The following is a 21,257-nucleotide window of genomic DNA, read 5'->3' as shown; positions in this document are numbered from 1 at the left end:
TAAATGTTAAATTTAAGGCTTTAAAATATTTTTATTTTTTTTAAGTTTTTAGTCTACTGCACCACCACTACCTTTTGGCAATTCAACTTCATCGTCATCAGTACTAACTTCACCACCACTACCTTTTGGCAATTCAACTTCATCATCATCAGTACCAACTTCACCGCCGCTACCTTTTGGAAATTCAACTTCATCATCATCAGTACTAACTTCACCACCGCTACCTTTTGGCAATTCAACTTCATCGTCATCAGTAGATACTTCACCGCCGCTACCTTTTGGCAATTCAACTTCATCGTCATCAGTACCAACTTCACCGCCACTACCTTTTGGAAATTCAACTTCATCATCATCAGTAGCATTAATATTTTCATATAAAGCGTCATCAGATGCACTGTCTACATCACAAGAGAATAATAATAGGCTAAAGATAAATAATACAAGTAGGTTAATTAAATTTTTCATAATCATTTTTTTTGGTTAAATATATTTTTATTGCTTTGCTAAATTATAATTATTTACTGTCTGTATAAGTAAGAAATTATATCTATTAGTGTAAGTCATATATCTGTTAGTGTTTGGGGTGGTTTTGTTAGTTTTTGTTCAATTCTGAGTAGAAATTGTATTTTTGCTTATCTTATTTTTAATAATATCTATTTTTTGTTTGTATGATTTTGAAAATGGTAGTTTAACATCGCTCTTTTTAATAACGCAGACATTTTTACCATAATTAATGCCAGATACATATGTGCTATTTATAATGTAACTTTGATGAATTCTTATAAAGTTTTCAGGTAGTTTGTTTTCAAAAGTCTTAAGAGTTTTAAAGGCGCTTACTTTTTTACCACTATTAAGGTATATATCTGTAGCATTATTGTCTGCTTTAAGGTATAATATATCTGATGTTTCTATGTATTGGTAATCTTTATATGATTGAAGGCATAATGTTGGTGAAGTTTCTTTTTTGGGAGTTTGCTTTCTAATTTTAAAAACAGCTTTTCTAATATCAAACTCATTATATGGTAGCAACCAATAATCAAAAAAACCATTTTTGATTGCCTCATACGCATATTCTTTATTTTTGCTTACACCTATAATTAAAGGAATTTGATTTATGTATTGATGTAAATCTGAAACCATTTGAAAATACTCTAAAGCATTTTTTTGAAGATCTATAAAAATGATGTCGGGACCATACTTAAGTATACTGTTTAATGCAGTATTAGAATTTTCTGAAATATTTACGCACATAAAATCCTTGTACTCTTCTAAATAATACTGAAGCTGTAAATTAGAAGAAGCAGAGTTTCCTATAATTGTATATGAATAATTCATTGCAAATGTTCTCTTGTATAAAATTACATATACATAAGCAATATTGATTATAGGTAAACCTCTAATTTTTTGTGGTTTTAAGTGTTAAAATGTTCGTTTTCTTGCTAATTAGATGTATTATCTTACAAATAGAAAAGAAAATAAATTAGCTTATTGTTTTATCTGTATTTCTAACCTCTATTATTTGTAGTTTATATATAAGATTAGTTTTGATGTGTTTTTAAGGATAGCTGTAGAAGTAAATTAGAAACTAAATTTACATGTAAGTAGTTTAGAGGGTACTTTTTTTATATTATCCTTATACGTGTAATTACTTAGTAAGTTATGAGAGCTTTTGTATATAAAGCTGATGTGTATACTTATGAATAAAAAAAAGGTATCATATTATTTTGTTACTTATTTAAGTTAGTAAATAAGGCCATATATAATAAGGTATAAAAGTTGCTAAAATAATAGCATATTAGTCAATAAAAATATTCTTTATTTTTTCAGATACACGAATAGGGCGTAAGCTTTTAGAGTTTAAGAGGCACCATTCTGTTTTAGATTTTAGTATAAGTTTATTGGTTTTTGCATTTTTCATTTCTACAATACGTATAGATATGGCTCCCTCTGATTTTTTTATATAGGTTTTTAATTCAATAACATCATTTAATACCGCAGCAGATTTGTATTCTAAATAGTGAGTGCTAACTACCCACATATGGTTGTCTTGGACCTCTTTACTTGCAGAGGCTTGCCAATGTTCTTTAGATATATCTTGTACCCATTGCAAATACCTGACATTATTAACGTGATTTAAATCATCTAAATCATCCTTAGTTACGGTAATAGTTTTGTGATATACTTTCAAACGTTATTTTTTTATAAGGGCAACTTCAAACATTTTATCCCAGTTTTTACCAGTAACAAAAAACGTTTTTGTTGTAGGGTTGTAAGCAATACCATTTAAAACATCTACATTATCAGTTTTGGTAACTTTATCCTTTAAACCGTTAAAGTTAATTATGCCTTCTACTATACCACTGTTTGGATTTATTATAACTGCTACATCTTGCCCAGATTGCCAAGTATTAGCGTAAATTTTTCCATCTACATATTCTAGCTCATTAATTTTAATTAGTTTTTTACTATTTGTGTACACTTCAATAGCACTTTCCTCTATTAAAGTTTCTGCATTTAGTGTCCAAATTTTTTCAGAACCATCACTCTTATATAGTTTTTCACCATCATTACAAAATCCCCAGCCTTCTTTACTTTTTCCGTATGTAAATTGATCTATTTCTTTAAAAGTATCTGCGTTGTAAACAAAACCAATATTACTTTGCCATGTTAAATGGTATATTTTGTTGTCTAAAATAGTAATGCCTTCTCCAAACTGAGTATCCTTTAATTTGTGCTCTTTAAAAATAGTACCAGTTTTATAATCTAACTTTACTAAAACAGATTTTCCTCTTTTACCAGTACTTTCATACAAGGTGTCTTTATAAAACTCCAGACCCTGTGTAAAGTAGTTTGGGTTATGCGGATATTCATTTAAAATTTCATAAGTGTATATACTAGGAGCGGTACTTGCAAACACGGTTATTTTTTTTGAAACTTCTACAACGGTATCATCATCATAGGTAATTTCTGCTGTAACAGTTTTTTTGCCAACTTTTTCTGTTTTTAAGACTAATTTATTGTCTTTAACATTAACTTTTTCACCATCTAAAGTATACGAAACGGCATTAATAGTTTTGTTTTTTTTGTTTTTTACAGTAATATCTACAGTTTCATTTTGATGAAATTTTGCTTTTTTACCGGTTATTTGTATTTCAAATAACTTAGAAGCAGGTGTATTTGCTCCTCCACAAGAAATTAATAATATTGTTATTGCGCTGTAAGTTAAAAACTTAAGTGTTTTCATAATAATGGTATTAGTATTAGCAAGGTATTTAATTAAAATTAGAATGAAAAATGATTGCGAAAAATTTAAAAGATTGTATATTTGCACCCGGCAAGTCCTACACGACCAGCTCCTGCTTAATCCCCCAGGGTGGGAACGCAGCAAGGGTACGCGGTTGAGCGGTGCGATGTAGGTAGCTTGCCTTTTTTTATGCGCTAAATTTAGCAAAGCATAATTTCCACTATCCTTTATTTATTTGTTAATTTGCACTCGTAATTATTTTAATAATATGAGTAATAAAGTAGTCTTAATAACAGGCGGTTCTTCAGGTATAGGTAAATCTATAGGTATTTTTTTAACTGCTAAAGGCTATACTGTGTATGGTACTACACGTGACAAAGCTAAATATCCAAACTTTAATCATTTTAACTTAGTTAACCTAGACGTAAGAAATACAGAAACTATTAATGAAGCTGTATCTTATGTTATAGAGCAAGAAGGTCGTTTAGATGTTTTGGTTAATAATGCTGGTGTTGGTATTACTGGACCAATAGAAGAAACTCCTAATCAAGAAATTATTAATGCTTTTGACGTTAATTTAAATGGCCCTATTCATGTCATGAAGGCTGTGTTACCGCAGATGAGAAAACAAAAAAACGGACTAATTATAAATATTACCTCTATTGCGGGTTATATGGGCTTGCCTTACAGAGGAATTTACTCTGCAAGTAAAGGAGCTCTGGAGCTTGTTGTAGAGGCAATGCGTATGGAGGTAAAAGATTTTGGTGTGCATATAACAACAGTGGCTCCAGGAGATTTTGCAACAAATATTGCTTCAGGTAGGTATCATGCCCCTCTTTTAGATTCTTCTCCTTATAAAAAACCATACGGTAATACTTTAAATGTAATGAACGAGCACGTAGACTCTGGTAATGATCCAATACAGGTTGCAGAAATGGTTTTTAAAATTATGAATACTAAAAAACCTAAAGTGCATTACAGAGTAGGAGCTTTTATGCAGAAATTTTCATTGTTTTTAAAGAAAATTTTACCAGATAAAACATATGAAAAATTATTATTGAATCATTACAAATTGTAGTTTTGTAACAATTGTAAAATAGCAGATTAACTGTAAAACCATATTTACTTAAAACATAATTTTTAAAATAACAAAAGATGAAATTTTTTATTGACACAGCAAATTTGGCACAAATAAAAGAAGCACAAGAATTAGGTGTTTTGGACGGTGTAACAACTAACCCTTCTTTAATGGCCAAAGAGGGCATTACTGGTAAAGACAATATTTTAAAACATTATGTTGATATCTGTAACATTGTAGATGGTGATGTTTCTGCAGAAGTTATTGCTACAGAGTATGAAGCAATGATTAAAGAAGGTACGGAGCTGGCTGAATTGCACGAGCAAATTGTTGTAAAATTACCAATGATTAAAGACGGTGTAAAAGCGTGTAAGTATTTCTCTGATAAAGGAATAAGAACTAATGTAACACTAGTTTTTTCTGCAGGTCAAGCTTTATTAGCTGCTAAGGCAGGTGCAACTTATGTATCTCCTTTTATTGGTAGGTTAGATGATATTTCTACAGACGGTTTAAACTTAATTGCTGAGATTAGACATATATATGATAACTATGCATTTTCTACAGAGATTTTAGCAGCATCTGTTAGACACACAATGCACGTTATAGATTGTGCTAAAATTGGAGCAGATGTAATGACTGGTCCTTTATCTTCTATTGAAGGTTTATTAAAGCACCCTTTAACTGATAGTGGCTTAGCTAAATTTTTAGAAGATTACAAAAAAGGAAACTAGTTTCTAAAATTTTTAAGTATAAAAAAATCCCCTAAAATTATCTTAGGGGATTTTTATTTTTCATACAAGAGCTATATTAACAGTTAAAACTCACCATACATATTAGCAAAAGCATTTTTAATTTTGCCTTCTTTAGTAACAATTGCCCTGTTTAGTTTACCGTTAATTATTAAGGCATTATTTATAGTTTTAAGATTTTTTGCTCTGTACTGTGTATCTTGGTCTAAATTGTTAGACTTAATAATGTTTTCCCAACTTTGTTTGTCTGTTCTTAAACTTATACCAATAAATGTATTTTTATTATTAGGATTACTTTTTAATGTATTTACACGATTAATAATGTTTTTAAAATGCTTACTATTTTCTCCCATCCAAAAGTAAAAAACAACATTTTTTTGGTCTTCACTAATAGCTTTTAATGTTTTTTCTTTTCCGTTAAAACCTTCTAAGCTAATAGCTGGTAAGCTATTGTTTGGCTGTAAACGCTCTATATTTACAAATAATGAGTCTATTTCTGCTATATGTTTATTTTTACCTGCAATTTTATGTAAGCCGGTCATAAACAATTTATTATTCTCGTATGTGTCATCAGAACGTAAAAGGTAATTTAAAGCAACGTTTCTTATTAAGTTGTCTTTTAAGTTCTTTTCACCAACCATACTATCTATTAGTTTTAGTTGGTGCTCACTAAAATGTAGCTGATTTACATAATAACTTCCGTTTATTTCACAACCTTCTTTACAATTTATATAAGACATACCACCAAAGTGTTGCTTCATGAAATTATAATATGGAGTAATATAAGTGTAGTTAGAGTTATTATATGTTAAGTCTTTACGGTAAGCATAAAAATCTTCAGGTGGCTGTTTTAATGATTTTTCTTTTAAAGCTCTTCTATGTTTAAAAGGGTACTTTTCTTTGTATAAATATGTAGTGTAATCTATACCTGTTTTTGCTATTGTAACGGCATCATCAGACAAATTTGCATCAACCTTTAAATTATTTAATGCATTTATTTTTATGTCGTGTAAAGAATCTACTTTTTTACTAAACTCATTAGGTTCTAAAATGTACATTTTGTCTAAAATGTTCAATTCTTCATTTTCATGAGTTAAAAACATTTCAAGTAAAAAGTTGTTTATTTCTTGTCCAATACCATCAAAAACTAGAGATTCATCAAAATCTACAGTATTAACTCTAATTAATAAACTATCTCCTTTTTCTAGATAAATGTATTGTACTTCTTTGTGACCAAAATGGTATAGACCCTCTTCAGCCGAAGAATCTAATTCAAAAGCAAACCTGTTATTGTTGTCTAATTTACTAGAGCAAACCTTACGATCATCTTTGTAAAGAACAACACTATCGTTTTTAGGGTTTACAATTTCACCAGCAAAGTATATGTAGGGGGAGTTTTTTTGTTTCTCGCCGCAACTTATTAGTAAAGAAATGGAAAGAAAGAGTAAAAATTTATTCATATAGTAATAGCTAACGTTACACACAAATTTAATGAACCTTAAGGTGTACTATTGTTAATGTGTCGTTAAAAAAAATATTAGAAAGATGAAATACACGGTTTATTGGTTAAAATGTATTGGCATTAGGGGTTTAAATTCACTATTTTTGCACAAATTTTAAAATAAAAATATGCTATCAGTATCTAATTTATCTGTTCAATTTGGAAAAAGAGTCCTTTTTGATGATGTAAACGTAACTTTTACTCAAGGAAATTGTTATGGTATAATTGGTGCCAATGGTGCTGGTAAATCTACCTTTTTAAAAGTGTTATCTGGACAAATAGACCCTACTTCTGGACACGTGCATTTAGAAGCGGGTAAAAGAATGTCTATTTTAGAACAAAACCACAATGCTTATGATGAGTATACGGTACAAGAAACAGTGGTTATGGGTAACAAACCATTGTATAAAATTAAAAAGGAAATTGATGCACTATATGCAGATTATAATGATGAAAATGCAGACAGAATAGGAGAGTTACAGGTGCTTTTTGAAGAAATGGATGGTTGGAATGCAGATAGTGCTGCAGCTACAATGTTATCTAACTTAGGTATATCGGAGGAGTTTCATTTCTCTTCAATGGCAGATTTAGATTCTAAACTTAAAGTACGTGTTTTATTGGCTCAGGCATTATTTGGTAGTCCAGATGTTTTAATTATGGATGAGCCTACCAACGACTTGGATTATGAAACTATTAACTGGCTAGAGCGCTTTTTAGCAGGTTATGATAATACAGTTATTGTAGTATCACATGATAGACACTTTTTAGATGCAGTTTGTACTTCTATAGGTGATATAGATTTTGGTAAAATAAACTTGTACTCTGGTAACTATACTTTTTGGTATGAGAGTAGTCAACTTGCAGCAAGACAAAGAGCTCAGCAAAATAAAAAGGCAGAAGAAAAAGCAAAAGAACTACAAGAGTTTATTATGCGTTTTAGTGCCAATGTTGCTAAAAGTAAACAGGCTACTTCTAGAAAAAAAATGCTTTCTAAATTAAAGATTGATGACATTAAGCCATCAAGTAGAAGATATCCTGCAATAATTTTTGAAAGAGAAAGAGAGGCGGGAGATCAAATTTTAAATGTAGAAAACCTTTCGGCAACATCTGAAGATGGTGATTTACTATTTAAAAATGTAAATATTAATTTGGCAAAAGGAGATAAGGTTGCTATAATATCTAAAGATTCTAGGGCTAGTACTGCTTTTTATGAAATTATAAATAATAATAAACAAGCTGCTTCTGGTGAGTTTAAATGGGGTGTTACAACATCGCAGTCATATTTACCGGCAGACAACTCAGAATTTTTTAATAAACCAATAAACCTAGTAGATTGGTTGCGCCAATGGGCAAAAACAGAGGAAGAAAGAGAAGAAGTACATATTAGAGGGTTTTTAGGGAAAATGCTTTTTAGTGGAGAAGAAGGACTTAAAAAATGTACTGTATTATCTGGAGGAGAAAAAGTACGTTGTATGTTAAGTAGAATGATGATGCTAAGAGCTAATGTAGTAATGTTAGATGAGCCTACAAACCACTTAGATTTAGAAAGTATTACAGCTTTTAATAACTCTTTAAAAAACTTTAAAGGAACAGTTTTGTTTACAACACACGATCATGAGTTTGCTAACACTGTTGCTAACAGAATTATAGAGTTAACGCCTAATGGAGCTATAGATAGGTACTTAACGTTTGATGAGTATATGTCTGATAAGTCTATAAAAGAACAAAGAGCAAAGTTATACCAATCTTAATAAATTGTTACTTTACCGATAAAATGCACATTTTATAGTTGTATAGTAATGTAAAAGTTGTATATTGTCGGTGAACTTAAGCCGTTCACCGACAATTAAAATGATATTTACTTTTACATTCGTATGAAATTCCCCCTAATTCATCTAGTAATAGCTATGCTATCTGCAGGCTATTTATCAGCTCAAAACACTTCTGCAACTATTAATAACCAAGGGATGAACCCTAATTTTTCTATTGTAGAAAATACACAGCAGTCACAAACACACAAAACTTTATTAGCGGCTATGCAAGGATCAGATTTAGAAGATTTGTTGCGTAACGATGGCCCTTTTACTGTATTTGCACCTAGTGATAAGGCATTTAGTAAAATGTCTTCTGAGAAATTAACTGAGTTGTTAAAAAGTGAAAATAAAAAGGACTTAACCTCTTTGCTTACATACCATATTATTGCCGGAAAAATATCTGCTTCTAAAATTTTAAAAGCAATGTGCCAAGGAAATGGAGTAGCAACTTACACTACCATACAGGGTAAAAAAATTGTTGCAACTATGAAGGGTACAGATATAATACTTACAGATGCATTAGGGCACTCTGCTAAAATTACAGCTGCAGATGCAGAACAATGTAATGGTGTTATGCATCTTATAGACAGCGTAATTTTACCAAAGCAGATTTAATTACGTTAATACATTAACGTAATTCTGCTCCTAATTTTTTCTCGTAGTTATTTCTAAGTTTAGACATAATTTTGTCTATTTGTTTGTCTTTTAGCGTGTCTTTATCATCAGATAATGTAAAGCTTACAGCGTAAGATTTTTTACCTTTTGGTAACTTGTCACCAGTGTAAACATCAAACAAGTTTACTTCTTTTAAAAATTTCTTTTCAGTTTCAAAAGCAATGTCATAAAGATCTTTAAAGTTTACTTTTGTATCTAATAGTAACGCAAAATCTCTTTTAACACTTGGGTACTTGCTAATTTCTTTAAAAACAATTGTGTTTTGCTTGGCTAATTTTATAATATTATCCCAGTTAAAATCTGCAAATAAAACCTCTTGCTTAATGTCAAAATCTGCTGTTATAGATGGTTTAATAACACCAAACTCTACCACAGCTAATTTATTTGCTTTTAGAGATAAACCTTCTTGAAAAACATCGTTCTCTACAGGAGAAGAACTTGTATTACGAATACCAAGTTTGCTAAACACAGTTTCTATACAAGACTTTAAATAAAAGAAATCTGATTTGTTTTGAGTTGCGTACCAGTTTTCATCTTCTTGTTTACCTGTTAAAAACAGAGACAAGTGTTTGTTCTCTATTCTTTTGTCTAAGTAGTTGTGGTAAGTTTTACCAAATTCAAAAAACTTAAGGTTTAACTTTTTTCTATTAATGTTGTGTGATATTGCCTCTAAGCCACTAAATAGCATAGACTGTCTTAGTACAGATAAGTCTGAGCTAAGTGGATTAAGCATTGCCACAGAATTACTATCTTTTAAGTTTTCTGAGTGTTTATTGTAATCTATAGTGGTTAAACTATTAGCCATAATCTCGTAAAAACCTTGGCTAGCTAATTGGTTCCCTATTACATTTTGCAATTTGTAATCTTCAAACCTAGATGTTGTAGCTATAGATGCATTAAGTTTTGTTGTAAAGTTTATGTTGTTGTAACCATAAACTCTAAGTATTTCTTCAATAACATCTACTTGCCTTTGTACATCTACACGGTAAAAAGGAATAGCAAGTCCCATTCCAGATTCAGAAACATTCTTAACTTTAATATCTAAAGATGTTAAAATAGATTTTATGGTTTCTCCGGGTATGTTTTGTCCTATTAATTTGTTTATTTTTTCATAGGTTAAAAACACTTCGTGGTCTTCAACTCTTTTTGGATAAAGCTCTACAATGTCAGATGTTATGTCACCCCCTGCAATTTCTTTAATTAATGATGCAGCTCTGCGTAGCGCATACTCAACATTTTGTATATCTATACCTCTTTCAAACCTAAAAGAAGCATCAGTATTTAAACCGTGTCTTTTTGCAGTTTTTCGTACAGACACCGGGTTAAAGTAAGCACTTTCTAAAAATATTGCTGTAGTATTTTCTGTAACACCAGAATCTTTTCCTCCTAAAATACCAGCTATACATAGTGGTTTTTCTTCGTCACAAATCATTAAGTCTTCTTCGTGTAGTTCTCTTTCTACATCATCTAAAGTTGTAAACTTAGTACCAGCAGCAACTGTTTTAACTTCTATTTTGTGACCTTTAATTTTATTAGCATCAAAAGCATGTAGTGGTTGCCCTAATTCATGTAAAACATAATTTGTAGCATCTACAACATTGTTTTTAGGTGTTAATCTTATAGAGCGTAATCTATTTTTTAACCAATCTGGAGAATCTTTAATCTCTAAATTACTAATTGTAACACCGCAATACCTTGGTGCTAGTTCGTTATTATCTACATCTACAGTAACTTTTAATGATCTATTTTCTACATTAAAGTTTGTTACAGGAGGTGTAATTAATTCTTTTTTAATTTCTTGTTGAATTAAACCGGCTCTTAAATCTCTTGCAACACCAAAATGGCTCATTGCATCTGCACGGTTAGGAGTTAAGCCTATTTCAAAAACAGTATCTAACTCAACCTCAAATATATCTGCACAAGGTGTGCCAGGTGTTAAGTCATCTGCTAAAACCATAATGCCTTCATGGCTTTGTCCTAAACCAAGTTCATCCTCGGCGCAAATCATTCCGTGACTTTCTTCGCCGCGTATTTTTCCTTTTTTTATTTTCCAGGCTTCACCCTCAGCAGTATATAAAGTAGTGCCAATAGTTGCTACTGGTACTTTTTGCCCTTTGTCTACGTTAGGAGCACCACAAACTATTTGTACAGGAGCATCTGCTCCAATATCTACAGTTGTTAATTTAAGTTTATCTGCGTTAGGGTGTTTTACACAAGTTAATACGTGCCCAACCACAATACCTTTTAGTCCGCCTTTAACACTTTCAAATTCAGAAATGCCTTCTACTTCTAAACCTAAATCTGTTAATAATTCAGCTGTTTTATCAGCTTTCCAATCAATATGTAAAAACTGTTTTAACCAGTTGTAAGATATTTTCATTTTAAAAATTTAAAACCCCAAAGATAGGACAATGAATATAGACATTCAACACATATTTACATCAATTGCCTTTTTTTATTGTAAGCTTTTCAATTATATTACGATTTTTACAAAAACCGCTTTATTATGAAGAAATTAGGAATTTTATTTATTATTTCAATTTTTGTTATTTCTTGTTCAGAACCCAAAAAAATAACACTGCAAAAGGGCAATTGGTTAGCAAAATTGCAAGTACAAGATAATAAAGACCTACCTTTTTCTTTTTTGATAGATTATAATGACCAGAACGAAATTGAAATACAGGTTTTTAATGCTGAAGAAGTAATTACTGTAGATGAAATTGTAGTAAAAAATGACTCTATAACTATTAAAATGCCTGTTTTTGAAGGGTATTTAAAGGGGGAATTTACACCTCATAAAATTACAGGCAATTTTGTAAAAGAAAGTTTAGATAGGGTAGTGCCCTTTACAGCTATATATACTAATAATATTTTAGAACGATTTGCAACCACCAATTCTCCAAAAGTAAATGTAACAGGTATATGGGAAACTGTTTTTAGTCCTAATACAAATGAGAGTTACATAGCTAAAGGTATTTTTAAGCAGGTTGATGCTAAGGTAACAGGTACTTTTAGAACTACAACAGGAGATTATAGGTATTTAGAAGGTGTAGTAGATGGCGATTCTTTAAAGCTTTCTACTTTTGATGGTGCACACGCATTTTTATTTACAGCTAAAGCTACAGATTCTGTTTTAGAAGGGACTTTTTATTCTGGTAATCATTTTAAAGAGCCTTTTATTGCAAAAAGAAATAAAAGTTATGAATTGCCTGCGGATACTTCACTTACATATTTAAATGAGGGATATAAAAAATTAGATTTTTCATTTCCTGATGAAAATAATAATTTAATTTCTTTAACAGATGCAGCGTATAAAAACAAAGTGGTAATTGTACAAATTATGGGTACTTGGTGTCCTAATTGTTTAGATGAAACAAAATTTTTAACCGAGTTTTTAACTGAGCACAAGAATAAAGATTTAGAGATGATTTCTTTAGCTTTTGAGTATGCTAAAACTAAAGAAAGTGCTTTTAACAAAATAAGAAGGCTAAAAGAAAAAGTAAATGTACCTTACCCAATTTTACTTGCTCAATATGGGAACTCTAGCAAGCAGCAAGCGCAGCAAAAATTACCTATGTTAAACCATATTTTATCGTACCCAACAACCATATTAATAGATAGAAATGGAGATGTGCGTAAAATACATACAGGTTTTAATGGTCCTGCTACAGGAGAAAAGTATAAAGAATTTAAAACCGATTTTACAAATACAATAAATAGACTATTAAAAGAAAAATCTACTAAATAATAGTAGATTTTCCTAAGCCTATGTTTTCATTGTTTAAATGTAAATACTCATCTGTATCTACAATGCTATTAGCAATATAGTCACCCACATAATCTGTTCCTAAAGTGCTGTCTGCATTTAAATCTGGTGTAACTACGTTGTTTAGTATTGCGTTTTCTACAGCCATATGTATAGCTTGTGCCTCTTCAATTAAACCGTGATGTTCTAGCAACATTGCAGCAGACAAAATTGCTGCTATAGGGTTAGCAATATCTAAACCGGTTGCTTGCGGAAAAGACCCGTGTATAGGTTCAAACATTGCGTTGTCTGCGCCTACAGATGCAGAAGCAAGTAAACCAATAGAACCTGTAATAACACTAGCCTCATCAGAAATAATGTCACCAAACATATTATTGGTTAAAATAACATCAAACTGTGATGGGTTTAAAATCATTTGCATAGCAGCATTATCAACAAATAGAAAGTCTAACTCTATTTCTGGGTAACTTTCACCTATTCTTGTAACTACTTTGCGCCATAATCTAGATGACTCCAAAACATTTGCTTTGTCTACAAGTGTTACTTTTTTTCTTCTGCTTTTAGCAGCTTTAAATGCTAAATGTGCAATTCTGCTTATTTCCTTTTCAGAATACTCACATAGGTCAGAAGCTACTGTTCCTTTTTCATTTATTTTTTTCTCTCCAAAATAAATGCCGCCAGTTAACTCTCTGTAAATAGTAAAATCTACTCCAGAAACAATTTCTTTTTTTAGTGGAGACCTATCTATTAAGCTTTGGTATACAAGTACAGGTCTAATGTTGCTAAATAAACCTAATTCTTTTCTAAGTTTAAGTAAGCCTTGCTCTGGACGTACTTTAGCATTAGGATCATTGTCGTATTTTGGGTCGCCAATAGCGCCAAATAAAACAGCATCAGAATTTTTACAAAGTTCCAAGGTTTCATCTGGTAATGGGGTACCAGTTTGGTCTATGGCAGTAGCACCAACTAAAGCAGGGGAAAAGGTGAAATGGTGATTAAAAGTAGTCTCTACAGATTGTAGACATTTAACTGCTTGTGCAAGAACCTCTGGTCCTATACCATCACCGCTAAGAAGAGCTATTTTTAAGTTCATAATTATACCGTTGTTTCTATTTCTATTTTACAGACACTTATTATTTCGTGTATGTCTTCATCAACTACTTCTTTCTTTCTATCAGCATAGTTTAAAAACTCAGTATAAACAATATCTAATTGTGTTTTAGTAAGTTCATAACCTATATTTTTTGCTCTATATGCTAAAGCAGCTCTACCGCTACGTGCAGTAAGTACTATAGAAGATTCATTAACACCAACATCTGCAGGGTCTATAATTTCGTACGTTTCTCTATTTTTAATTACTCCGTCTTGGTGTATACCAGAACTATGAGCAAAAGCATTTGCACCAACAATAGCTTTGTTAGGTTGTACAGGCATTCCCATTTTGTTAGAAACCATTAAACTGGTGTCATACAATAACTTGCTGTTAATGTCTGTATCTAAGTTAAGGTTAGGGTGTTGTCTTAAAATCATAACAACTTCTTCTAAAGAAGTGTTACCGGCACGTTCTCCAATACCGTTTATTGTACATTCTATTTGCCTTGCACCATTCATAACACCGGCAATAGAGTTGGCAGTGGCTAAGCCTAAATCGTTATGGCAATGGCAAGATAAAATAGCCTTGTGTATACCTTCTACATTTTCGTATAAGTATTTCATTTTTGCACCATATTCTTCAGGTAAACAATATCCTGTGGTGTCTGGTATATTTAATACAGTTGCACCGGCTTTTACAACAGCAGAGCATACTTTTGCTAAAAACTCATTGTCTGTTCTACCAGCATCTTCTGCATAAAACTCTACATCTTCTACAAATGTTTTTGCATATTTTACAGCTGCTACAGCTCGTTCTATAATTTGCTCTTTATTAGAGTTAAATTTGTGTTTAATATGAGATTCAGATGTGCCAATCCCTGTATGTATTCTTGGTCTTTTAGCATATTTTACAGCTTCAGCAGCAACTTCTATATCTTTTTTCACTGCCCTTGTTAATCCACAAACTGTTGCATTTTTAACTAATTTAGATATTTCCATTACAGAATTAAAATCTCCTGGACTAGATATAGGGAAACCAGCTTCAATAACATCTACTCCCAATAAGTCTAAACGCTCTGCTATTATTAGCTTTTGCTTAGCGTCTAACTTACATCCTGGGACTTGCTCTCCGTCTCTTAACGTGGTGTCAAATATTTGAACTTTATCTTTACTCATTTTATTTATTTAATTTTGGGCTGCTATACGAATATATAGTCCTTTATTATTAATATTGAATCAACAAAAAAACATTTACAACGTTTAAGTGGTTTTTGTAAATATTAATTATTTGATAATCAGTTATTTAAATTGAATTTTTTACGATGACAACTCCTCATAAAGATGCCTTGTTTGTATTGGTAAAGTCGCTTTCTAAGTCAGAAAAGCGACAGTTTAAGTTGTATGTAGGTCGCTTAGGAGTTAACACAGATGCAAAATTTTTGTCTCTTTTTAATCTTTTAGATAAGGCTAAAACATATAATGAAAAAGTAATTTTAGATAGTGGTATAGTTAAAAAAGCACAACTATCTAACCTTAAAGCACACCTTTACAAACAAATTTTAGTTAGTTTAAGGTTAAACCCTGTAAACCAAAATATACGTGTACAAATTAGAGAGCAACTAGATTTTGCAACTATTTTATATCAAAAAGGGCTGTATAAGCAAAGCTTAAAGCTTTTAGATAAAGTAAAAGGCATAGCAATAGAAAACGAAGAAAAAAATATTGCTTATGAAATTGTTGAGTTAGAAAAAATTATAGAAACTCAATACATAACGCGTAGTATACCAGACAGGGCTAATGAGCTTGCTATACAAGCTAAAGAATTATCTGCACATAATGTAATGACAAGTAAACTTAGTAACTTGTCTCTGCAGTTGTACGGTATGATGTTAAAAGTGGGTTATGTACGTAGTGATGAAGATTTAAAGAAAGTGAAAACATACTTTAATGATCATTTACCTATTTACAATATTGAAGATTTAGGTTTTAGAGAAAAACTGTGGTTATACAAGGCTTATTTGTGGTACAGTTTTTTAACACAAGATTTTTTATCTTGTTACAAATATGCTAACAAATGGGTAGATCTTTTTTATGACAATAAAGAAATGATTTACCTAAATCCTGTTTTCTTTCTAAAGGGAAATCATTACTTATTAGAGTCATTATTTTATGTAAAATACAGCACTCAATTTAAAGCTACATTAACAAAAATGGAAGCTATGATAGAGAGTAAGAGTTTTCCAAAAAACGATAATATTTCTTCGTTAGCATTTTTGTATTTGAATTCAAATAAATTAAATCAGCACTTTTTAGAGGGTACTTTTGAAAAAGGCTTGTATTTGGTGCGTATTGTGGAGTACGGTATAAATAAGCATAAAGACCGTATAGACCAGCATCATATTATGCTTTTATACTACAAATGCGCTTGTTTGTATTTTGGTATAGGAGATAATAAAATGTGTATACAATACTTGAAAAAGATAATTAATAACAAAAATTTAAAAATGAGAGAAGATTTAATGTGCTTTTCTCGAGTATTAAGTTTAGTTGCGCATTATGAAGCAGGTATGGATTACCATTTAGAAGTACAACTTAAAAGCACCTATAAGTTTTTAATTAAAATGAATGATATGCACGCTGTGCAAAAGGAGATGATAAAATTTCTTAGAAACTTACGAGATATTTATCCTACAGATTTGCGCAACGAATTTAAAAAATTGCATACCGAGCTAAAGAAGTATGAAAATCATCCATACGAAAAAAGAGCCTTTTTGTATTTAGATATTATTTCTTGGTTAGAGAGTCATTTATATAACAAACCAGTTGGAGAAATTGTACGAGAAAAAGCTAAAAAATTAACACGATAAATTAAGAGCAAGCATCCCAAATAGGATCTTTAGGTAAAGGAGCTGTGATTTCTAATGGCTCCTTTTTTACAGGGTGAATAAAAGAAAGTTTACGAGCGTGTAAATGTATACCGCCATCAGTATTACTACGATTAAATCCGTATTTTAAATCGCCTTTAATCGGGCATCCTATACCAGATAATTGTGATCTAATTTGATGATGTCTTCCTGTTTGTAAATTTATTTCTAGCAAGTAATAATTATCTAACTTTTTAAGTATTGTATAGTCTAAAATAGCTTTTTTACTGTCTGGTACTTCTTTTATGTTAGCGTAAGACTTGTTTTGTTTGGTGTTACGTTTTAGGTAATGTACAAGAGTATCATTATTTTTTTTGGGCTGCTGTTTTACAACAGCCCAATATGTTTTTTTAGCATCTTTTTCTGCAAATAGTTTATTTAAACGTGGTAATGCTTTAGATGTTTTTGCAAAAACTACAATACCTGTAGTGGGCCTATCTAACCTATGTGCAACGCCAAGGTATACATTGCCCGGTTTATTATATTTTTCTTTTATATACGCTTTTACAATATCACTTAGTGGGGCATCACCCGTTTTGTCTCCTTGTACAATGTCTCCAACACGCTTATTAATAGCAATAATGTGGTTGTCTTCATACAATACCTGAAGATTTTGAGGAGTAGAAACTTCTTTTTTTTGCAAAATAGATTGTTATTTAAAAAAATGTAAGAGCAAAACTTTTTTAGTATTGTTCCTCTTCATTAGGGAAGTCTTTAGTTTTTACATCATCTACGTATTGCGAAATTGCAGAACCCATTTCTTCATACAAATTCATATAACGCCTTAAAAAACGAGGGTTAAATTCCTTTGTCATACCCAAAAGATCATGTATAACTAATACTTGCCCATCTACATCACCACCAGCACCAATACCAATTACAGGTATAGTTAAACTTTCTGCAACTTCTTTAGCAAGTGTAGCTGGTATTTTTTCTAAAACAATAGCAAAACACCCTAATTTTTGAAGTAATAAAGCATCTTCTTTAAGCTTTTTAGCTTCTGCTTCTTCTTTAGCTCTTACTGTATATGTGCCAAATTTGTATATAGATTGTGGTGTTAACCCTAAATGTCCCATAACAGGTATGCCAGCGTTAAGTATACGTTTTACAGAATCTTTAATTTCTATACCTCCTTCTACTTTTATAGCGTGTGCACCACTTTCTTTCATAATACGTATTGCAGAACGCAGAGCTTCTTTTGGGTCACTCTGGTAACTACCAAAAGGAATATCAACAACAACTAAACATCTGTTAATAGCTCTTATTACAGAAGAAGCGTGGTATATCATTTGGTCTAATGTAATAGGTAAAGTAGTTTCATGACCAGCCATAACATTACTGGCAGAATCACCAACTAAAATTACATCTACATTAGCGTCATCTATAATTTTAGCCATAGAGTAATCATAGGCAGTAAGCATAGAAATGCGTTCTCCGTTTTTCTTCATATCTACGAGCGACTTAACGGTTACTCGTTTGTATTCTTTTTTGGCAACTGACATTGTAAGTTTTATTTAGTTTAGATGGGTTAAAATTATGAAAAAAGATTAAGAATTACTGTGTTTATCAAACTTAAGAATGTGATATATTTTTTATAAATTGATAAAAATTAATATGATGAAAAATATTTTACTCACATTTGAAATCTTATTTAGTGCTTTTGTATCTGCACAAGCTAACGAAGTTGATGTTAAAAATACAATAAACTTGTTTTTTGACGCTTTTCATAAGCAAGATTCGGTGCAATTAAAAGCGGTAGCTACTAACACTGTTATATTACAAACTATAGGAGCAGATAAAGATGGTAATACAGTTGTAAAAACAGAGAGTTATTCAGATTTTATAAAAAACATTGTAAGTATACCTGAAGAAGTAAATTTTAAAGAAAAGTTAACTTCATATACCATTAAGATAGATGGAGATATGGCCAATGCTTGGACAGAGTATGAATTTTGGCTAAATGGAAAATTTAGTCACTGTGGTGTAAATTCTTTTCAGTTATTTAAGGATAATGGTGAGTGGAAAATTATTTATTTAATAGATACAAGACGTAAAAAAGGATGTAATTAATGTTAAGTTATTACATCATTTTCTCTTTTAAACTGTTCTCTTTGTTCTCCCTTAAATTGTAACTGTTGTTCTATTTTATTTTTTGTTGGTCTTAAAAATAAAAAGTAAACAATAATAGCTACGGTAATGGCTAGGTAAAGTAAGTTGCTTTTAAATAAAGAAAATAGTAAGCAAATAAAAGCTGCACCTTCTATAAAAGCGTATTTAAACAATAGAGCAGATTGGTAAACGTCTAGTTTTTGTTTTAATGATTTTTTATTTAAAACAGGTTCTATCTTCTTTTTAAAAACATAGTTGCCTAAAAAAATACCTGTAATAGCTACAAGCGGTACTAGTACAATATAAATACTGTTGGTTGGTATGTTAAATTCCCATTTTTGTTGTTGATAATACATAACAGCTGTAAAAAATATTAAACCAACAGAAAAGGCAATGTGCATTACAGACATTACCTTTAAAAATCCTTTAAATGTTAGTGAGTTTCTGTCCTCCATAGTTTATTTTACTGCCTTTTTATATGCTTCTTGTCCGCCAACAATTGGTAAAGTTATCTTTGTAGCATTAGTGTCTACAGTTAGTTCTGTTCCAGGTTTTGGTAAAATAGTAAATTGGTTATCACTAGAAAAAATAACTAAGCCTATTTGCTGACCAGCTTTTATAATTTGGTCATCTGGTTGTAAATTAAACGTCATAGTATAAAATTTACCAGGCTTTAATGGCTTGCTTTTAGATATAGATTTGTGGTTTTGAGGATCTGCCCAACCGCGAGTAATAATATTGTCTGTAATAACAGTGCCTTCAGTTGTGTTCCAAGGTAAAGAAACCAAAGCAACAGATAAATTTGCAGCTGGTTTACTACTTGCAAGTTTTATGGTAATAGATGCTATACCAGATATGTGAATGTCCTTTGTTAACGTAGGGGTAGTAAACACCAATCTGTTTTTTGATGATGTAGCTTGCGCCAATTCTTCCATAGATATGTTGTGGTCATCAACTAAGGTTTCTGGAGCTTGCTTTTTTAGAGGATTTAATACTAGTTCTCCGTGTTTAGGTGCTCCATTTTTTAAATATAAAGTAACGTTAAATGCATTAGGGTTTGGGTATGCATCATAAGGAGTTGGGTTATTTGGACTATCATTTTCACGAACAATCCACGCTTTTTTATCGTTCTCAACACCATTTTTTACTCCGTGTAAATAACGAGTAAACCAACGGTTCATAATTTTAATAGGTGGCGGACCTCCGTGTCCGTTTTGGTGGTAATATATTTGTGTTGGTAATCCTTTTTCTTTAGCAGCTTTGTAAATACGGTAGCTATGTTCAGGCATAACATTCCAGTCGTTAAAGCCGTGAGACATTAATAAAGCTGCTTTCATAGGTCCCATTTTGTTAAGGTAATCACGTCCTGCCCAAAATTCATTGTAATCTCCGGTCTCCCTGTCTAAACCGTTTTTTAGCTCGGTATCTCTAATAGTTTTATTGTTATAAGCACGTTTGGCAGGGTCTCCACTGTGTATAAAATCATATAAAACATCTATATCTTCACCTAAATAACCTCCAGGACTCCTAACCAAACCGTTAGAGCGGTAGTAGTGGTATGATGATGTATTTGGAGCAATAGGTATAATAGCTTCTAAACCATCAACTCCAGTAGTGGCAGCAGCAAGTGGAATTGTACCGTTGTATGATGTTCCCGTCATACCTACTTTTCCAGTAGACCAAAAAGCCTTAACTTCTTCATTGTTATCAGGAGAGGTGTATCCTTTAGCGCGTCCGCAAAGCCAATCTATAACAGCTTTTGGAGCAAGAGCTTCGTTTGGACCGCCAACTGTAGGCGCACCTTGAGAGAATCCTGTTCCTGGAGCAGATGTATGTACTACAATGTATCCTCTAGGAACCCATTTTTTTATATGTGAGTTAGATATTATTGGGCGTTTGCCTTTACGTACTACCTCTGGGTGAGAACGTTCTGGAGCTTTTTCACCAAGTTCATGCTTTACATTCCAAAATAAACCTTCTTCAGCGCCAGTAGCTGTGCCTGCGTAATACGGACTAGAACATAAGATAATAGGAAGTTTTAGGTCTTCCGTTTCAGTTTGCTCTGGTCTTGTAACACTAACATGCATACGGTCTAATTTGCCATCGCCATCAGTATCAAAAGTAGTTTCTACAAATAGATCATGACGTATCCATTTATCAGGATTATTAAAACCTTCTACAATTTGTGCTTCACCATCTTTAAAAACAGGAGTAGTTTTTTGGGTTTGTGCAATACCAACAATCGATATTAAAAAAAATAAAAATTTAAAAATATTGCTTACGCTAGGTTGTCTTTTATTCATAA

Annotated in this window: 19 protein-coding genes and 1 other RNA gene; 8 read left to right on the top strand and 12 right to left on the bottom strand. The window is 31.4% G+C overall.

What is annotated here, in order from left to right; translation table 11 throughout:
• Positions 1–48: 48 nt before the first annotated feature.
• The 4 genes from JM80_RS13580 to JM80_RS13565 all read right to left on the bottom strand — a co-directional run bounded on the left by JM80_RS13580 (position 49) and on the right by JM80_RS13565 (position 3,244).
• Entirely contained in the window at positions 49–465 is a 417-nt protein-coding gene (locus JM80_RS13580) for a hypothetical protein (RefSeq protein ID WP_034644643.1), read from the bottom strand.
• 138 nt (positions 466–603) lie between these two features.
• On the bottom strand, positions 604–1,335 hold the full coding sequence (locus tag JM80_RS13575) for a LytTR family DNA-binding domain-containing protein (protein ID WP_013622221.1): 732 nt from the start codon (positions 1,333–1,335) through the stop codon (positions 604–606).
• Between the two features lie 460 nt (positions 1,336–1,795).
• Positions 1,796–2,188, bottom strand: a complete 393-nt coding sequence (locus tag JM80_RS13570) for a thioesterase family protein (protein WP_013622222.1) — start codon at positions 2,186–2,188, stop codon at positions 1,796–1,798.
• Between the two features lie 3 nt (positions 2,189–2,191).
• Positions 2,192–3,244 carry a glutaminyl-peptide cyclotransferase gene (locus JM80_RS13565; protein WP_144710560.1) on the bottom strand — a complete coding sequence of 351 codons (1,053 nt, stop codon included), beginning with the start codon at positions 3,242–3,244 and terminating at the stop codon, positions 2,192–2,194.
• A gap of 88 nt (positions 3,245–3,332) precedes the next feature.
• Between JM80_RS13565 and ffs the strand changes: the two genes are divergently transcribed.
• The 3 genes from ffs to fsa all read left to right on the top strand — a co-directional run bounded on the left by ffs (position 3,333) and on the right by fsa (position 5,053).
• Positions 3,333–3,430, top strand: an RNA gene (ffs, locus tag JM80_RS13560) — signal recognition particle sRNA small type.
• An 82-nt stretch (positions 3,431–3,512) separates the two neighbouring features.
• The gene (locus tag JM80_RS13555) at positions 3,513–4,322 is read left to right on the top strand and encodes an SDR family oxidoreductase (RefSeq protein ID WP_013622224.1); all 810 of its coding nucleotides are present in this window, start codon (positions 3,513–3,515) and stop codon (positions 4,320–4,322) included.
• Positions 4,323–4,399: 77 nt separating this feature from the next.
• Complete coding sequence (fsa, locus tag JM80_RS13550; RefSeq protein ID WP_013622225.1) at positions 4,400–5,053, top strand: fructose-6-phosphate aldolase; 654 nt, start codon at positions 4,400–4,402, stop codon at positions 5,051–5,053.
• A gap of 83 nt (positions 5,054–5,136) precedes the next feature.
• Here the strand turns inward: fsa and JM80_RS13545 are convergent, their stop codons facing one another.
• Positions 5,137–6,531: a hypothetical protein gene (locus JM80_RS13545; protein ID WP_013622226.1), complete on the bottom strand. Its 1,395-nt coding sequence runs from the start codon at positions 6,529–6,531 to the stop codon at positions 5,137–5,139.
• 169 nt (positions 6,532–6,700) lie between these two features.
• Between JM80_RS13545 and JM80_RS13540 the strand changes: the two genes are divergently transcribed.
• Entirely contained in the window at positions 6,701–8,323 is a 1,623-nt protein-coding gene (locus JM80_RS13540; protein WP_013622227.1) for an ABC-F family ATP-binding cassette domain-containing protein, read from the top strand.
• A gap of 123 nt (positions 8,324–8,446) precedes the next feature.
• Positions 8,447–9,001 carry a fasciclin domain-containing protein gene (locus JM80_RS13535; protein ID WP_034644641.1) on the top strand — a complete coding sequence of 185 codons (555 nt, stop codon included), beginning with the start codon at positions 8,447–8,449 and terminating at the stop codon, positions 8,999–9,001.
• Between the two features lie 13 nt (positions 9,002–9,014).
• On the opposite strand, the gene pheT is transcribed toward JM80_RS13535, so the two are convergent.
• Positions 9,015–11,441, bottom strand: a complete 2,427-nt coding sequence (gene pheT, locus JM80_RS13530) for a phenylalanine--tRNA ligase subunit beta (protein WP_144710558.1) — start codon at positions 11,439–11,441, stop codon at positions 9,015–9,017.
• Positions 11,442–11,567: 126 nt separating this feature from the next.
• Between pheT and JM80_RS13525 the strand changes: the two genes are divergently transcribed.
• The gene (locus tag JM80_RS13525; protein WP_144710556.1) at positions 11,568–12,809 is read left to right on the top strand and encodes a peroxiredoxin; all 1,242 of its coding nucleotides are present in this window, start codon (positions 11,568–11,570) and stop codon (positions 12,807–12,809) included.
• On the opposite strand, the gene leuB is transcribed toward JM80_RS13525, so the two are convergent.
• Together leuB and JM80_RS13515 are read right to left on the bottom strand one after the other, a co-directional pair.
• Positions 12,802–13,920 carry a 3-isopropylmalate dehydrogenase gene (gene leuB / locus JM80_RS13520; protein WP_144710554.1) on the bottom strand — a complete coding sequence of 373 codons (1,119 nt, stop codon included), beginning with the start codon at positions 13,918–13,920 and terminating at the stop codon, positions 12,802–12,804. The genes JM80_RS13525 and leuB overlap by 8 nt on opposite strands.
• Positions 13,921–13,922: 2 nt before the next feature.
• The gene (locus JM80_RS13515) at positions 13,923–15,095 is read right to left on the bottom strand and encodes a 2-isopropylmalate synthase (protein WP_144710552.1); all 1,173 of its coding nucleotides are present in this window, start codon (positions 15,093–15,095) and stop codon (positions 13,923–13,925) included.
• 146 nt (positions 15,096–15,241) lie between these two features.
• Between JM80_RS13515 and JM80_RS13510 the strand changes: the two genes are divergently transcribed.
• A complete protein-coding gene (locus JM80_RS13510) occupies positions 15,242–16,786 on the top strand; it encodes a hypothetical protein (protein ID WP_013622233.1) in 1,545 nt (514 codons plus the stop codon).
• Position 16,787: 1 nt separating this feature from the next.
• On the opposite strand, the gene JM80_RS13505 is transcribed toward JM80_RS13510, so the two are convergent.
• Together JM80_RS13505 and panB are read right to left on the bottom strand one after the other, a co-directional pair.
• Positions 16,788–17,486: an RluA family pseudouridine synthase gene (locus tag JM80_RS13505; RefSeq protein WP_034644638.1), complete on the bottom strand. Its 699-nt coding sequence runs from the start codon at positions 17,484–17,486 to the stop codon at positions 16,788–16,790.
• A 40-nt stretch (positions 17,487–17,526) separates the two neighbouring features.
• Positions 17,527–18,345, bottom strand: coding sequence for a 3-methyl-2-oxobutanoate hydroxymethyltransferase (panB, locus tag JM80_RS13500; protein ID WP_013622235.1), 819 nt, complete (start codon positions 18,343–18,345; stop codon positions 17,527–17,529).
• A gap of 115 nt (positions 18,346–18,460) precedes the next feature.
• Here panB and JM80_RS13495 point away from each other — a divergent pair, with 115 nt between their 5' ends.
• Entirely contained in the window at positions 18,461–18,913 is a 453-nt protein-coding gene (locus JM80_RS13495) for a nuclear transport factor 2 family protein (protein ID WP_144711220.1), read from the top strand.
• 2 nt (positions 18,914–18,915) lie between these two features.
• Here JM80_RS13495 and JM80_RS13490 read toward each other — a convergent pair whose 3' ends face one another.
• Together JM80_RS13490 and JM80_RS13485 are read right to left on the bottom strand one after the other, a co-directional pair.
• Positions 18,916–19,407 carry a hypothetical protein gene (locus JM80_RS13490; RefSeq protein ID WP_144710550.1) on the bottom strand — a complete coding sequence of 164 codons (492 nt, stop codon included), beginning with the start codon at positions 19,405–19,407 and terminating at the stop codon, positions 18,916–18,918.
• Positions 19,408–19,410: 3 nt separating this feature from the next.
• Positions 19,411–21,255 carry a Xaa-Pro dipeptidyl-peptidase gene (locus JM80_RS13485; RefSeq protein ID WP_144710548.1) on the bottom strand — a complete coding sequence of 615 codons (1,845 nt, stop codon included), beginning with the start codon at positions 21,253–21,255 and terminating at the stop codon, positions 19,411–19,413.
• Positions 21,256–21,257 lie beyond the last annotated feature (2 nt).

The sequence above is a fragment of the Cellulophaga sp. RHA_52 genome (assembly GCF_007827205.1).
Taxonomy (GTDB): domain Bacteria; phylum Bacteroidota; class Bacteroidia; order Flavobacteriales; family Flavobacteriaceae; genus Cellulophaga; species Cellulophaga lytica.
This window is presented reverse-complemented; position numbering and strand designations above follow the sequence as displayed.